This is a genomic window from Pedobacter cryoconitis, assembly GCF_014200595.1.
Classification (GTDB): Bacteria; Bacteroidota; Bacteroidia; order Sphingobacteriales; family Sphingobacteriaceae; genus Pedobacter; species Pedobacter cryoconitis_C.
In genome coordinates this window covers 332,048-347,985 of sequence record NZ_JACHCG010000003.1, presented here as the reverse complement: position 1 = coordinate 347,985, position 15,938 = coordinate 332,048, and the positions used below count along the sequence as shown (strand labels likewise).

At 44.1% G+C, this 15,938-nt stretch carries 7 protein-coding genes; 5 read left to right on the top strand and 2 right to left on the bottom strand.

The window, feature by feature from the left end:
- From HDE70_RS18700 to HDE70_RS18680, 5 genes are all read left to right on the top strand, one after another.
- The coding region (locus HDE70_RS18700; protein ID WP_221302103.1) for a hypothetical protein at nucleotides 1–964 on the top strand (964 nt) is incomplete at its 5' end.
- 15 nt (nucleotides 965–979) lie between these two features.
- Nucleotides 980–9,484 (top strand): hypothetical protein, encoded by an 8,505-nt coding sequence (locus HDE70_RS18695; RefSeq protein WP_183891530.1) that lies wholly within the window; start codon nucleotides 980–982, stop codon nucleotides 9,482–9,484.
- A 19-nt stretch (nucleotides 9,485–9,503) separates the two neighbouring features.
- A complete protein-coding gene (locus tag HDE70_RS18690) occupies nucleotides 9,504–10,943 on the top strand; it encodes a TlpA family protein disulfide reductase (RefSeq protein ID WP_183891529.1) in 1,440 nt (479 codons plus the stop codon).
- A gap of 16 nt (nucleotides 10,944–10,959) precedes the next feature.
- The gene (locus HDE70_RS18685; RefSeq protein WP_183868281.1) at nucleotides 10,960–11,718 is read left to right on the top strand and encodes a gliding motility-associated C-terminal domain-containing protein; all 759 of its coding nucleotides are present in this window, start codon (nucleotides 10,960–10,962) and stop codon (nucleotides 11,716–11,718) included.
- Nucleotides 11,719–11,737: 19 nt separating this feature from the next.
- Entirely contained in the window at nucleotides 11,738–12,649 is a 912-nt protein-coding gene (locus HDE70_RS18680; RefSeq protein WP_183891528.1) for a PorP/SprF family type IX secretion system membrane protein, read from the top strand.
- Here HDE70_RS18680 and HDE70_RS18675 read toward each other — a convergent pair whose 3' ends face one another.
- Complete coding sequence (locus tag HDE70_RS18675) at nucleotides 12,650–14,083, bottom strand: sensor histidine kinase (protein WP_183891527.1); 1,434 nt, start codon at nucleotides 14,081–14,083, stop codon at nucleotides 12,650–12,652.
- 38 nt (nucleotides 14,084–14,121) lie between these two features.
- Nucleotides 14,122–15,906, bottom strand: coding sequence for an ATP-binding protein (locus HDE70_RS18670; RefSeq protein ID WP_183868278.1), 1,785 nt, complete (start codon nucleotides 15,904–15,906; stop codon nucleotides 14,122–14,124).
- Between the last annotated feature and the right edge of the window lie 32 nt (nucleotides 15,907–15,938).

Here is a 15,938-nt window from a genome sequence, read left to right as displayed (position 1 = left end):
CGGCTGGAGAACACTGGAGGTTGATAAGGCTTCTGCGTTGCCTGTCCGCTGTCTGCGTAATGAAGTGGTTTCCACTATTCCTTCGGTCAGTAACGTAATCCTTCCGTTGGCAGAAGTAACGGCCACTACCGCTAAAGCATCTGCGATCATTAACCCGGACGGACGTGAAACCATAACTGCCCGTGGTTTTGTGTGGAATACTACAGGTAACCCGACACTTTCAGATCAGGTGGTGCCAATGGGAACAGGTACAGGAACGATTAGCGGCTTGATTTCCGGTCTGGAAAACGGCCCGGCTTATTATGTGAAAGCTTTTGCAACCAATAACATAGGTACCGCTTACAGTGAAATTGCCACCAGCTTTAAAATCTGTATGCCATTTACGGTCATTCATAAAGCAGGAGTAAAAGGGGCTGCTGTAGACAAGACTGTAACTTACGGATCGGTCAGTACTAAAATATCAGGTACCGATAAATGCTGGATTACCCAGAACCTGGGTGCAGACGGGCAGGCATCAGCCATTAACGATGCTACAGAATCTTCTTCAGGCTGGTACTGGCAGTTTAACCGCTTACAGGGTTATCAGCATGATGGAACAAAACGTACGCCTTCAACCGGATGGTCATCAACAGTGAATGAATCTTCGGCCTGGATAGGGGTCAATGACCCCTGTACACAACTGCTGGGCAGCGGGTGGCGTATCCCGACCAATACGGAATGGAGCAGTGCCAGCGCTTCTCCTCAAAACTGGAAGAATGCAGCCGATGCTTATGCTTCGGTCTTAAAATTACATAGTGCAGGAGACTTAACGTCTGCCGGGGCATTGAATGTGAGAGGTGTCAATAGTAATTACTGGACCAGTACCATGTACATCAATGTTAGCCAGGCTTATTACTTCAACAACTCCAGAACAAATTATAATGAAAAAACAGTGGGCTTACCGCTGCGCTGTTTAAAAGACTAAATAATAAGAATAAAATTGAAGACACTCTACCACACGATAAAGCTTATCTGTATCCTGATGCTTGCCGGAACTGTTTCAGTTTCGGCACAGGCATTTTTTAGGGTCATCGGTGGTATACCTCATCTACCTGCAATTGATCCTGTAACTGTCAGCTCACCCTTACCGGGAATGTTGATTTACAGTAAGCCGGATAAACAACCCATGATCTATAATGGGTCAACCTGGGAAACTTTATGCAGCAGTAATATCAATACCACTACCGTTAAAGATTACCTGGAAATAAAAACAGGAATTCCATACCTGCCTTCTCTGAATGAGGAGCCTTCAGGAGCCGTATCTTCAGGCGGAGTTTACTTCTCTAAAACAGCAAAGACCATGATGGTCAATGATGGGAACTCCTGGTATGCGGTCGCGAAGCTCTTCTCAAAAAGTAGTTTTAAGCCACATAACGGTTTCTCTACCAGCAGCGGATTAAAGATTTCTAAATTGCCAGTACTCAGCAGTAATCCTGCACCCTTAGGCTTAACGGCAGGGGCGATCTATATCAATACGCTATCAAAAGCTATCCGTTTTTACGATGGTACCAAATGGAAAGATGTAAGCTGTTTACCAGTCATCACTACGATACAACCTGCAAAAATCACTAACATATCAGCGCTTGGTGGTACACAAATCAGCAGCAATGGCGGGTCGGCGATCACTTTGCAGGGGATTTGCTGGGGTACCAGCATTTATCCCGATACCACCTCAGCTACTAAAACCAGGAACTTTATTTTCGGTGCTGATACTGGTCTTTTTCCGGGGATCATCTCCGGGTTACAAGCCAATACTGTTTACCATGTACGTGCCTATGCCGTTAATAGTTCGGGGTTAGTTTATGGTGAGGATTTAACCTTTACTTCAGCAATGGCTTCTTTGCCATCCATCATTACGCTGGACATTGACAACATTTTTCCGGTGATGGCCAATAGTGGCGGAATGATCAGCAGTGATGGTGGGGCACCAGTTACTGCACGCGGCATCACCTGGAATACAACTGGTGATCCAAAAGATGATGAAAGTGCAGCGTTCACGCTGGATGGCTCAGGTGTGGGAACCTTTCCAAGCCGCTTAATTGATCTTTTAAAAAACACGACTTATTATGTCAGGGCTTATGCGGTAAATATTATTGGTAAAGCTTATGGCAACCTGCTTCAGTTTACTACTCCCGCAGCTACTGCACCGGTATTGAGTTCCCCGAATATCAAAATAGCAGATATTACAGATGTTTCGGCAGTGAGTGAAGTCACCATCATTAACAATGGAGGTGAAGTCGTAACCGAACGCGGGATGAGCTGGAGCACCGATCGCGTGAACATTATTTACGGGCCATCAACCACTGTCAATACTACAGATGTGGGGACATTTATCTGTAACATCACCGACCTGAAACCCGGCACATTATATTATGTGCGTGCATATGCAAAGAACAGTGTTGGGACAAGTTTCAGCAGTGAATCCAGTTTTATCACCACTTCTTTGCCTACCTTAACCACGCTGGCTCCTTTTAACTATGATGCAGCGAGTTATCTGGATGGTGGCTTTGAAGGAATTAACGGTAGGGTAGCAACCAGTGGGGGAGACATTACCAGTAATGGTGTTGCACCGATCACCAAACGCGGTATTTGCTGGAGTACAGCCCCTGATCCTACTACGGCTTTAACCACTAAAGCAGAACAGAATATAATTGGTAATGCAAAAGGAACCTTCCGCAATTACCTGACTTCACTAATCCCGGGAACCACCTATTATGTAAAAGCCTATGCTGTCAATGCGATGGGTACTGCCTATGGCGAAGAATATATCTTTAAAACCCCTGAACTTCCACAGGTAAAAACAACTGCTGCGGCACTGATTAAAAATACGTCGGCGACCAGTGGTGGAGAGGTTACTGATGATGGCAGGATACCTGTAAATACCCGCGGTGTTTGCTGGAGTACCACAAATAACCCTGCTATAGACGATCCGCACACGAGTAACGGAGGCGGAAGCGGGACTTTCGTCAGTGAGCTCAAAGGATTAATGGGGAATACCAAATATTATATGAGGGCTTATGCGCTGAACAACGTAGGTATAAGTTATGGAAATCTGACTTCTTTTGTAACCGGGCCACCAGAAAAACCAAGCGTTGTGACTTCGCCAGTTCTGGCCACTTCAGGAGCTACTGCTACTGGCGGTGGCGATGTTACAGAAATCGGAGGCGCTGAAATTACTTCAAGAGGGGTAGTCTGGAGCACGACAGCAAATTTTACGCCTACGCTTTCCTTATCTACCAAGACTACTGAAACCGGAGGAGCAGGAAAATTCAATAGTACCATTACCGGGCTGGCACCTAACAAAACATACTATGTAAGGGCTTATGCGGTCAATAGCGTGGGTATAGTATTCGGAGAACAGGAGGTTTTTAAAACTTTCACTATTCCTTCCTTAATTACCACAGCAGCAAGCAGCGTGACCAGTATTGAGGCCGTAAGCGGCGGAGATATCTTTAGCGATGGAGGGGATAAAGTAACTAAAAGCGGGATCATCTGGAGTACAGCGCCGAACCCGACAACAGACTTGCCGACCAAAACTCAGAGTGGAACGGGTGTTGGAGCCTTTATTCATACCGCTATTAATTTAATGGGTAATACGACCTATTATATACGTGCCTATGCAATTAACAATGCGGGTACGGCCTACGGAAATGAAATCAATTTGACCACCGGTGCACCTGTAATCCCTGTGATCAAAACATTAGAAGCCACAGAGATTACCGGGACCGGTGCATTCAGCGGAGCAAAACTCATCAGTAACGGAGGCGCATTATTAACTGTTAACGGAATTGTCTGGAGTACGGTTTCAGGATTTCAGCCCGACACCGCTACCCGGCAAAAAACGATTCAAAAGAGTACAACCGACTTTGTCAGCGAACTCAAAGGCTTATCGCCCGGTACTACCTATTATGTAAATGCTTATGCCGTTAATCCGGTAGGGTTAGTTTTTGGGAACCAGGTTGTATTCAGAACTCCGAATGTACCTGCTTTAACTACACTGACCCCAATTCCAGCAACGATCACCAGTACCGATGCGACTAGTGGTGGCAGTATTCTAACGAATGGTGGCAACTATATCACCAGCAACGGTATTTGCTGGAGTACATCTAAAAATCCAACACTGGCCGATGAAAATGTAATTGCAGGTTCAGGTTCTGGAAATTTTACCGCAGCATTGAAAGATCTGATGGGGGCTACTACTTATTATGTGCGTGCTTTTGCCACTAACTTTGCAGGTACAGGTTATGGGAACCTGGATAGTCTGACTACTAAGCCGCCTGTTCCAATTACTATCATCACGACTAAAGGGACCGATATTACGGCAACAACTGCTACTTCTGGTGGTGAAATTACCAGTAACGGTGGGGCAATCGTGAGTACAAGAGGGATTATCTGGAGTACGCGTCCTGATTTTGATCCTGCTGCTGAATTAACAAACAGAACCGCAGAAACAGGTTATGATAAAGGAATATTTGCCAGTGCACTAAAGAATCTCGTTCCCGGTACCACCTACTATGTAAGCGCTTATGCAATTAGTGTCGCAGGGACTTCTTACGGAAATGTAATCAGTTTTACTACGCCGGATTATGCCGTTTTAACCACAAATTCACCAAGCCTGGTTGCCAATACTTCAGCGACCATTGGTGGAACGGTAACCAGTACCGGTGGATCTCCGGTTACTGCCAGAGGCATAGTGTGGAGTACTATCTCTAACTTCGTTCCCGATGCAACTTCTGGAAATGTGACCAGTAATGGAGCAGGATTGGGCAGTTTCGACAGTAAACTGAAAGACCTGAAAGCAGACACGAAATATTATGTGAGAGCCTATGCGATGACCATTGCAGGTATCACTTACGGGCAGCAGGTCAGTTTTACAACTTACCCGCCGGGACTGAGTTTATTAACAACGCTTACCCCTACACAAATTACAGGCAATGCGGCTTTAAGCGGTGGAAATATTACTGATGAAGGTGGCGCGACAGCAAATACCCGCGGTATAGTATGGAGTACCCAGCCAGGTTTTAATCCTGCTGCAATAACGGTGAACAAAACAGTTCAGACAGGTTCTGGTACCGGTCAGTTTACAAGTCAGGTCACTGGTTTATCTCCGGGCAATACTTATTATGTACGTGCTTATGCCTCCAACAGTGCAGGTACTGAATATGGAAATGAAATTAGCTTTACCACTCCCAAAGTGGCTATTGTAACTACAATCGAAGCTTCTTTAATTACCGGAACAAGCGCTTTAAGCGGTGGTACAATCACGGAAACTGGTGGCACACCAATTACCGCACAAGGTGTATGCTGGAGTACCAGTACAGGGCCAACTACCGGTCTGGCCACTAAAACAAATGATGGGGGTGCGGGTGTTTTTACCAGTTCCCTGAATACACTTAAGCCAGTTACCAAATACTATGTCAGAGCTTATGCAACCAACCAGATTGGTACAGCTTACGGAAATGAAATCAGTTTTACCACCGGCCCCCTTTTAGCCAGTATTATCACCAGCGATCCTGTGATCACCTCAGAAAATTCCATCAGCAGTGGTGGAACAATCACGAATGACGGAGGAAATCCTGTGACTGCCCGCGGGCTGCTGTGGAGCAGGCGGGCTAATTTTAAACCAGACACCGTCGTCAACAATAAAACAAGCAATGGAAACGGTATTGGGAATTTCATCAGTGATATAGAGCAAATGGAAAGAAGCGTGACGTATTATATCCGTGCCTATGCCACTAATAGTGCTGGAACTGCCTATGGAAATCAACTCACTGTGTCTATTTTTCCTACTTCGCCAATCCTGAATACAATTGTCGTAACCGCGATTACCGGTTCAACAGCAACCAGTGGTGGCGAAATGATCAAAGATGGCGGAGCACTGGTTACCAGAAGAGGTATAGTCTGGGGTACAACTCAAAATCCGACCATTTCTTTAACTACCAAAACCAGTGACGTTGATTACGGAGATGGAAATTTCACCAGTTACCTGACCGGTTTACAGCAAAATACCACTTACTACGTACGTGCTTATGCAGTGAATGGAATAGGTGTTGCCTATGGTCTGGAAAAATCATTTACAACCCTTACTGTTCCAACTTTAACGGCAACTACCCCGGCTACAAATATTCTGGCAACCACAGCGGTGAGTGGGGGTAAAATTACGGATGACGGCCGTACACCGATAACCAACCGCGGAATTGTATGGAGTACCTATGATAATCCAACAGTTGACCTGCCGACTAAAACCATTGACATGGTTACGCAGGGAATTGGAAGTTTTACAGCAAACCTGGCGGGTTTAAAGCCAAAGACGACTTATTACGTAAGAGCCTATGCAACCAATAGTGTTGGGATTACTTATGGAAGCCCGATTGTAATCACAACGAACGCTTTTGCCCTGCCAGCTTTAACGACCGCGCCTGTTACTGCGATCGAAGGATTCTCGGCTGCGGGTGGTGGAAATGTGACAGATGACGGAGGAATGCCAGTCGTAACCAGGGGAATTGTATGGAGCTTAACGAGTTCACCAACCATCGCCCTGCCAACCAAAATTATCAATGGAACTGCTGGTACAGGAACATTTAACAATGTATTTGCCGGTTTAATTCCGGGTACAACTTATTATATCCGTGCTTTTGCAACCAATAGTGTTGGAACAGCTTACGGGAATGAACTGACTTTTACAACCCCGGCAGTTGTGCCTGCTTTAAGTACCGTTGTTTTAACAAATACAAAAGTGAGCAGTGCAGACGGTAGCGCTAACCTGGTTTCTGATGGTGGTGCTGCAATTACTGACCTTGGGTTGATCTGGAATACTGAAGATGTGATCCCTTCAGATTTCGTCAATAGTCTGTCTGTTGGGACTACGGGAACTTCCATCACCGGAACATTAACAAACTTACTGCCTGCCACTAAATATTTTGTATGGGCTTATGGTAAAAATAGTATAGGAACAGGGTACAGTGCAAAATCAGTAGCTTTCACTACACCAGCTCTGGCTACCCTGATCACGACCAAACCCACTGCGATTACTCAGAATTCTGCGAATTCAGGAGGTACCATCAGCAGCGATGGCGGAGTACCGGTAACTGCAAAAGGGATCTGCTGGAGTATAACAGAGAATCCAACCGTGGATGGGTTGTTGAAAACTGTGAATGGGGCAGGCGCTGCGGCTTTTACCAGCAGTATGACCGGTTTAACTAAAGGAACGAAATACTATGTGAGAGCTTACGCAACCAATAGTGTTGGTACAAGCTACGGTAACCAGGAGAGCTTTACCACCTTTGATGTGCCAACGTTGAAAACCACTCCTGCTACAGCTATCCTGACAACTTCGGCAGTGAGCGGAGGAGAGGTTATAGCCGATAATGGTGCTGCGGTAACTGCAAGAGGTGTGATCTGGGATACTAAAACAGATCCATTGGTTAGTTTAACGACCAGGACCTTAAACGGTACTGGAACCGGAATCTTCGTTAGTAACCTGACTCCTTTAGCCATAGGGACTAAATATTATATCAGAGCTTATGCAACCAATAGTATTGGTACAGGCTATGGTAATCTGTTCAGCTTTAATACCCCTCAGGTCCCTCCTGTAGTTGGTGTAGTTACGCTTTCAGAGATGACACAGACCACAGTCAAAGCAGCCGCTGAGATTACTTTTGACGGAGGGGCTGAAGTTACTGCCCGCGGACTGGTCTGGAATACAACTGGCAATCCGGCTTTGGAATCTGGAAATGTCATTGCTATCGGTGCTGGAACCGGCAGCTTCAATGAAGTCTTGAAAAACCTGGCTGAAGGGCCAACTTATTATATCACTGCTTATGCAACAAGCAGTGCCGGTACAGGATATAGCCCGAAGGTCATCAGTTTTAAAATCTGCCCGGCAGAATTTATCGTGACCCATACCGCAGGATTAAGCGGTGCACCAGTTACAAAAACGGTAACCTATCATTCGGTAAGTACAGAGATTTCTGGTGCAGCGAGATGCTGGATCACTCAAAATCTGGGTGCAGACACACAACCATCGGCATTAGCAGATGGCTCAGAGTCTTCATCAGGCTGGTATTGGCAGTTTAACCGTTTACAAGGTTACAAAATGGACGCTCAGGGTGCCCGTACACCTGCAATTGCCTGGCCGGCAGCGACCAGCGAAACGGTTGACTGGAGTTCAGACAATGATCCATGTACTCAATTGCTGTCAACTGGTTGGAGAATCCCAACCGAGACGGAATGGAACAATGCCTATAAAGGCTGGAAGAGCCCGGCTGATGTTTATAATTCGGTGCTGAAAGTGCATGCCGCAGGCTTAATTAATTACGCTTCTGGTGGTCTGGTCAATCGGGGCAGCCAGGGTAATTATTATTCAAGTACTTCCAGGGATGCAGGTAATGTGAACTTCTATTATTTTACAACCGGAGGGGGGCCGTCTGCACAACCTATTCAGAAAACCTATGGGTTTCCGCTGCGTTGTGTTCGTGACGGACTGGTCTACAGTGCGCCTTCGGTAGGTAAAGTAGTGGTGCCGGGTGCAACAATGACTACCACCTCGGCTGTAGCGCAGGCAAGTGTTGCGAATAGCGGAGGCCGGGAAGTTACAGACAGAGGTTTTGTCTGGAATACCACCGGAAATCCTACCTTCGCGGATCAGGTGATCCATACAGGCGCTGGAATAGGTGCAATGACGGCTCAACTAACGGGATTAACAGAGAATCCATCTTACTATATCAGGGCTTTTGCGACCAACAGTATCGGAACCAGTTATAGTAAAGAAACGCTGAACTTTAAAATTTGTCCGCCGTCTTTTGTCGTAACGCATACTGCGGGTGTCAACGGTTCGCCGGAAACTAAAACAGTTACTTATCATGCGGTAAGCTCTACGCTTTCCGGGGCAGCCAGATGCTGGATTACACAAGATCTGGGCGCAACTAATGAAGCTGCTTCGGCTACCGATCTTTCTGATAATGCAAATGGCTGGTACTGGCAATTTAATAAAGCACAAGGCTTTAAATCTATCAATGGTGTCCGGACTCCGAATACGGCATGGATCGGATCTATTTCGGAGAATTCGGATTGGAAACCGGCTAATGATCCTTGTGTATTGATGCTGGGCGGCGGCTGGAGAATTCCAACAGCCACAGAATATACCAACCTGGTTTCGCCAGTTAACGGACTGGCTACATTGGAAAGCGGATACAGCACTGAATTAAAACTCCATGCAGCAGGGCACCTGCTTAATAATACGTCAGCGAAAAGTGCTTTTGGCAGTCAGATCAATTACTGGACAAGTGCACAGGATGGAGATAATGCGCGCTACCCTTATATCAACGGCTCAACGGCTAACCTGTATTCTTCGGCAAAGGCTTATGCGATGCCGATCCGTTGTATTCGTGACCAGGTTGTGGTTTCACCATCACCCGCAGCTTTAATCTTAAATAAGAATAACTAATTAAATAATAAATATAGAAATGATCAAGAACCAATTTAAAAACGCAGTGCGGCCTTTATCCATTGCATTTTTATGCCTGCTTGGCGTCCATGCAAACGGACAGGATGTAAGTCTGAAAATACATTTATCAGGGGTGTCCAAAAGTAAAATCACTTTACAAGCTATCTCAGGGGCTGCGCTGAAAACTATAGCTGAAAAACCGGTCGTTAAAAACGGTGAAATAGCAGTGTTGCAAATTCCTAAAGCACAATTGCCTGCTGAATTTGTTTTGCGTTTTGACTACCAGGAAAAAGAAACCAGTAATCCTTATCCGGCAGAAAGACATATTTTCGTCAACCAGCAGAACCTGGAATTATGGGCGCGTCCTAAAGCACTGAATCATCCGGACAGCACTTATTTTCAAAATGGAGAAATAGAGAATACTTTGTTTCTCGCCTTTTCAAAAGACAATGAAAAGAAAAGAGCGCAATTAGGCTTACTGCAAAATTTCCTGATGAATTATGATCAGCCGGATTCTAAGTTTTTCACGCTGGGTACTCAGGAATATGAACAAAGAAGACTAACCTATAATGGCTGGGTAAAATCACAGATTGAACAACACAAAACTGCTTTTATCAGCAATAGTTTTGCCTTCCAGTATGTTTCTCCGATTTTATGGAAAGGAACAGAAACTGACCGTATGAACAGCGTCATTGAACACTACTTTGACGGGATGGATTTCAAGAATCCGATGGTACTGAAAACTGCGGACCTTAAAGACTGGATGGATAAATATGTAAACATTTATGGGGCGATGTCTACGACTGTTCAGCTTCGTGATTCTTTATTTACACTGGCAGGAAAAAGAGCGATTGAAAAAGTACGTACTGGTGATCCTTTGGTTTACGGCTGGATGGTTGACTATTTCTACACCGGTTTTGAAAGTTTCAATATGACCGCCGGGATTAAAATGCTGGAGCCTTACCTGAATGATCCTTTATGTTTAACAGCCAAAAGAAAAGCGATTGAACAGCGATTGAAAGGAATGGAAACATTGGTTAACGGCTCTGTTGCCCCCGATTTTAGCTGGACACTGAGTTCTGGTAAATCGGTGCAGTTTCATGCTTATAAAACTGAAGCTAAGTACAAATTAGTGTTGTTCTGGTCGGCAGAATGCCAGCACTGTAAAGACCTGCTGGATAAATTACATCCCTGGTATCAGCAAGCGGCAAACAGAGAGCTGATGGATGTATTTGCTATTAGCCTGGATGAAACAGAAACGGAGGTCCCGGCCTGGGAAAAAGCAAAAGTTAACCTGCCGGCTTTTAAACATAAAAGAGCAGCACAGGGAATCAGAAGCCCTGAAGCCATTGCTTATTTTGTGTTGTCCACGCCAACACTGGTTTTGGTAGATGCAAAAACCAATAAAATTGTTGCCCAGCCTGAAACTGTAGAACAGTTGCAGGCAGCTATGAAATAACTAATCAAAAGATCAGATGAAGAAAATAATTGTATCAATTGCCATGGGGCTGCTATTATTTGGCAACCAAACCCTGAAAGCACAGTTAAGCGTAGGTGCTGACGGTCTGTTTATCCAGAATGGGACAGTATTTAGTACGGATGGATTAACCTTAGTACCAACCAATGACTGGGGGCTGAATAACCTGAGAGTCATCCAGAGTCCTGCTGTGGTGATCTGGCCAAGATATAATAGTATTCAGCGGATGTACAGGTTTAGTAAGCCCGTCACCTTTGAAGGGGAAGTTGCGCTGAGTTTTCTGGATATAGAACTCAATGGGAACGAAGCCAAAGACCTGGTACTGGCGCACTCTAAAGTAACCAGCACTAACTATAAAGATTATACGCTGGTTAAAGAGAGTGTTTCTTCTGAGAAGGAACGGTATGTTGGACAGCTATTTACTAAACCTATTGTTTTCTCAGATCTGAACGCGGTGAGTATGATTTCTACCAGTGCTGTTTTGTATAAAGATATAGAAGCCAATAATATGATCACGCCAAACGGAGACGGTGTCAATGACGTGTGGATTGTGAAAAATATATTGCAGTATCCAAATAATGAGCTGAAGATTTTTGATCGGGAAGGGCGGGTTGTCTTTTCTAAAATCGGGTATGACAATACCTGGGATGGACAGTATAATGGTAATCCATTACCAGAAGATACGTATTACTATATCCTTTACATCGATTCAGGAAAAGCACAAAAAACCGGGTTTATTACACTAGTGAAAGAATAATATTTAATATAAAATAAGAATGATAAAATTTCTACATCAGCAATTTGTTTGTGCAGCCTTATTGACGACCGGCTTGTTGACTGGTTTGCAAAATGCTTCGGCACAAATAAGACCTCTGGGGACTCAATATTACGAAAATCAATATATCAGTAACCCAGCCTTTGCCGGGATGGACGAGGGCATGAATATCAACATCAGCTACCGGAATCAGTGGAGATCGATACCAGGTTCGCCAGTCACGATGGCTGTAAGTGGTGATTACCGGGTAGTCGATAAAGTTGGGGTAGGCTTCAATGTATACAATGATAAAGCCGGGCTGATCGGACGTACCCGCGTCATGGGGACCTATGCTTATCATTTACCGTTGAACATCGAGAACAATGCACTGCATTTTGGGATCTCTCTGGGTGCAATGAAAGAACGGCTGGATGAAAACAGCATTATTGCTACACCCGATGATCTGGCCGCGGCCAGGTATAATCAGCGCAAGAGTTATGTAGATGGTGATTTTGGCGTAGCCTATACCACCGAAAGGCTGACTTTACAGGGAGCTTTGCCAAATCTTAAAAAGTTCTTTAAAAAGGATGATGCAAATACGGTGCTCGGATCAACTTACCTGGTCGCGATGTCCTATAAAATAGGGACTACATTAGATGTGGTTTCTATAGAACCTAAAATCAGTTTCAGAGGGGCGAAGGATATTGATAACATCTGGGATATCGGTACCAACCTGAAATTGCAGAATAACCTGATTTCTTTTCTGGGGATGTATCATAGTGACAAGAGTTCAACCTTTGGCGTCGGGCTGAATTATGAGAACTTTTTTATACAAGGTTTTTACACCAGTCAGCTGGCTGGAGAGCGTCAGCGTACAGGCGGGGATTTTGAGATCAATCTAAAAATTAACCTGCTTAAAGACCAGCGGAGATAGTTATATGGCTTTAGTGGGAATGACAATAGTAAAGGTTGTTCCCACACCAGCTTCACTTTTTACGGTAATACTTCCTCCCATTTCAATCGTTTGCTTTTTGACCAGGTATAAGCCGATCCCATGGCTGTCCTGTTCGGTATGAAAAGTTTTGAACAGGCCAAAAATCTCACTTCCGTATTTGTTCAAGTCGATTCCCTTTCCGTTATCTGTAATCACCAGATGTACGGCGTTTTCCTTTTGGTGGGTCTTCAGGTAAACCTGGTTCTGACGCATCGGGTCCCGGTATTTAATCGCATTGGTAACCAGGTTTTGCAGGATACTTTGCATATATATTTTGGCAAAGGCCACTTCCCCGGCCTCACTGAAATCGGCCTCGATCACCGTTCCTGAATTTGCGATCTGCATTTTGTGATTTGTTTTGACCTCTTCCAGCAATTCCGCAAATACAATCGTTTCTCTAAGGAGTAAACCATCTTTCTGCTGTTTCAGTAAAATAATAAGGTCATCCAGTTTGTGAAATAAGCCGGTTGAAACATTCTTTAACATTTTGAATGCAGGGTCATTTGCTTTATCCTGATCCTGTTCTTCCAGAATTATGGTCAGTGCCTGGATATTATTTAGCGGCCCTCTGAGATCATGTGAAATAATATGCGTGAAATGTTCCAGTTCAGAATTTCTCGCTGAAAAGGTTTCACTTAAATTCCGCAGTTCCTGCTGATGGAGCAGGAGTCTTGAATTTTGTTGTTCCAGCGCATCGAATAAATCGGTTATTTTTGTCTGGCGTTTCTTTAATTTAAAGCTCATGATCCCAATAACCAAGATTACGATCGTGCTGAAAAATAACAGGCTGATTTTGGTCCGGGTTAGTGTTTCGGATACCTTCTGGTCTTCAGTCTGTATATTTTCATAGAAATCTCTTAACATGTTATTACAGATTTCCCTGATTTTGTTCATTTGGTTTTCACCCAGATCAGAGTTAATCTCTTCGAGCACCTCCTGGTCTTTGTGTTCGTTTTTCAACTGGATCGTTCTTTCGAGTTCTGTGCGTTTCTCTGCAATAGCTTTATTGAGCAGGATCACATCTTTGCCATTCTCCGCGTTAAAATACCTGGTGATATGATGAGTTAATCTTTTTTGATTGTCAAAAACTACTTCAATTGCCCGTGTATAGGGCATAATATACTTCTTTCTGCCGGTCAGGATATAACCCCGCTCACCGATCTCAGCATCTTTCATATTGCCCAGGATCCGGCGCGTGAGCAGCATGGCCTTCTCATTTTGCTCTCTCTTTCTCAGGCTATCCTTATTCTGACGGATCAGATGAAAAAAGAATATACCGTTAATGAGTACCGCTGTAAAAATAATCAGTATCAATAGTTGTACTGTTCGTCTGCTGTAAATGTGCTGAAGTTGATGCCGTGTATTAAGCTTCATAGGTATTTCGACTTTAGTGGTAATCAACAGAGAGCTGGTTATTTGCCGGATAATTGCTGAACTACTCCTTCCAGCTTTTCTTTTAACAATTGAGAGGAGAAAGGCTTGGTGAGGTAATCATCGAGGTAGGTATAGCTAAAGGATTGCTGTATATCTACGTCACTTGAAGCGGTTAGTGCAATGATCTTAATCTTGGACATACTCACATCCGGTAACTCTCTGATGTGTCTGGAGGCTTCGAATCCATCCATAACAGGCATGTGAATATCCATTAATACCACATCAAAGCCTCCGGTCTTGACCATATCAAGGGCTTCTTTTCCATCTTTGGAAAGTGAATAATTACAATTCCACTGATCGAGAATCTTTTTAAGCAGCATGATATTGATGATGTTATCTTCTGCAATCAGGATGTTCAGGTTGCTGATCGTAGAAATAGCCGGGGTAACCAGTTGTTCTGCTTCCGGCGAAACTACAGGTGCTGCCAGTTCATATTTAATCTCAAAAGAGAAGGCTGAACCAACATGTTCTTCGCTTTCCAGGACCAGTTTGCTTAGATGCAGCTCAATCAGCCTTTTAACAATAGCAAGTCCCAGTCCCGTGCCTCCATAACGTTTGGTAATGTTATTGTTCGCTTGTAAAAAGGGTTCAAAGATGATTTCCTGTTTGTTTTTAGGAATGCCAATGCCAGAATCTTTAATAGCAAAATGTAAAAGGATGTGCTTTGCTGTCCGGTTTTTTGTGGCCACCAGGATTTCTATCTGCCCGCCGTTATCGGTGAATTTTAACGCGTTGGAGATCAGGTTATTTAAGATCTGGGCCAGCCTGGTCTGGTCGCCAATAATATGCAGCGGAACATTTTCGAAATCTAAATTCAACCTGATGTCAATCTTCTTCTGTTCTGCTTTTGGCCGGAAGGAGGCCAGTATGTTTTGTAACAGCATACTCAGGTTAAAAGGAGATTTATTCAGGGTGATCTGATCTTCATTCATTTTACTGAAGTCCAGGGTATCATTAATCAGTGCCAGCAGGTTCTCTGCCGAAAAACGCAACACGGCGAGGTTTTCTTCCTGATCTTTTCTTGGGTTTTCTACGCTTAAAATATTAATCAGTCCGATCACTGCATGCAAAGGGGTACGCAATTCATGAGACATCGAAGAGAGAAAGTCGGCTCTTAATTTAGTGGCTTCCTGTGCTTCTTTAAGCGCCGATTGCAATTGGGTATTCAGTTCTCTTTCTTTAGAATTGCTTTTGAAAAAGGATTTAAAGAATTCATAATGCATAGTAATCAGAATGCCGAAATTGACAATCAGCGCCAGCATAAATGAACTGTTATTCAGTTGCAGCGGAGTTACGGTCATTTTCCCATTCTGACCACTTGTTAACAGCAGATGCGTGACAATAGGGATTACGCCTGCGAGTGAATAAACAATTCCCCAGTTTTTTCCGAGGATATAAAAGCTGGCAGAAATAATAATTAAAGTGATTTGTAAGCTAACCAGGTTAATCCCAAAGGTGTACATCAGTATATTAGTCCAGATCACACTGCAAAGCGATAAGAGAAAAAGGTGGCCCGCCAGCTGCCAGTTGTTTTTTTCAAACATCAGGTAAAGCCCGGAAGACATCGCACTGATTGAAATTACTAATCTTGCCGCGGTTTTATAATCTGCTCTGATCAGGGACTTGATGGTAATAATAGATAATAAAGCAATCATCAGGATTAATCCAAAGGTTAAAATTCTGATTCTGGATTGCATTAGAGGAATTTGCTTATCTCTTAATAAGGCCGCATACTTTTCTCTGAGCCTGATAATAATATTCATACACCTGATCTTAGAGTCAATATTACAAAAAA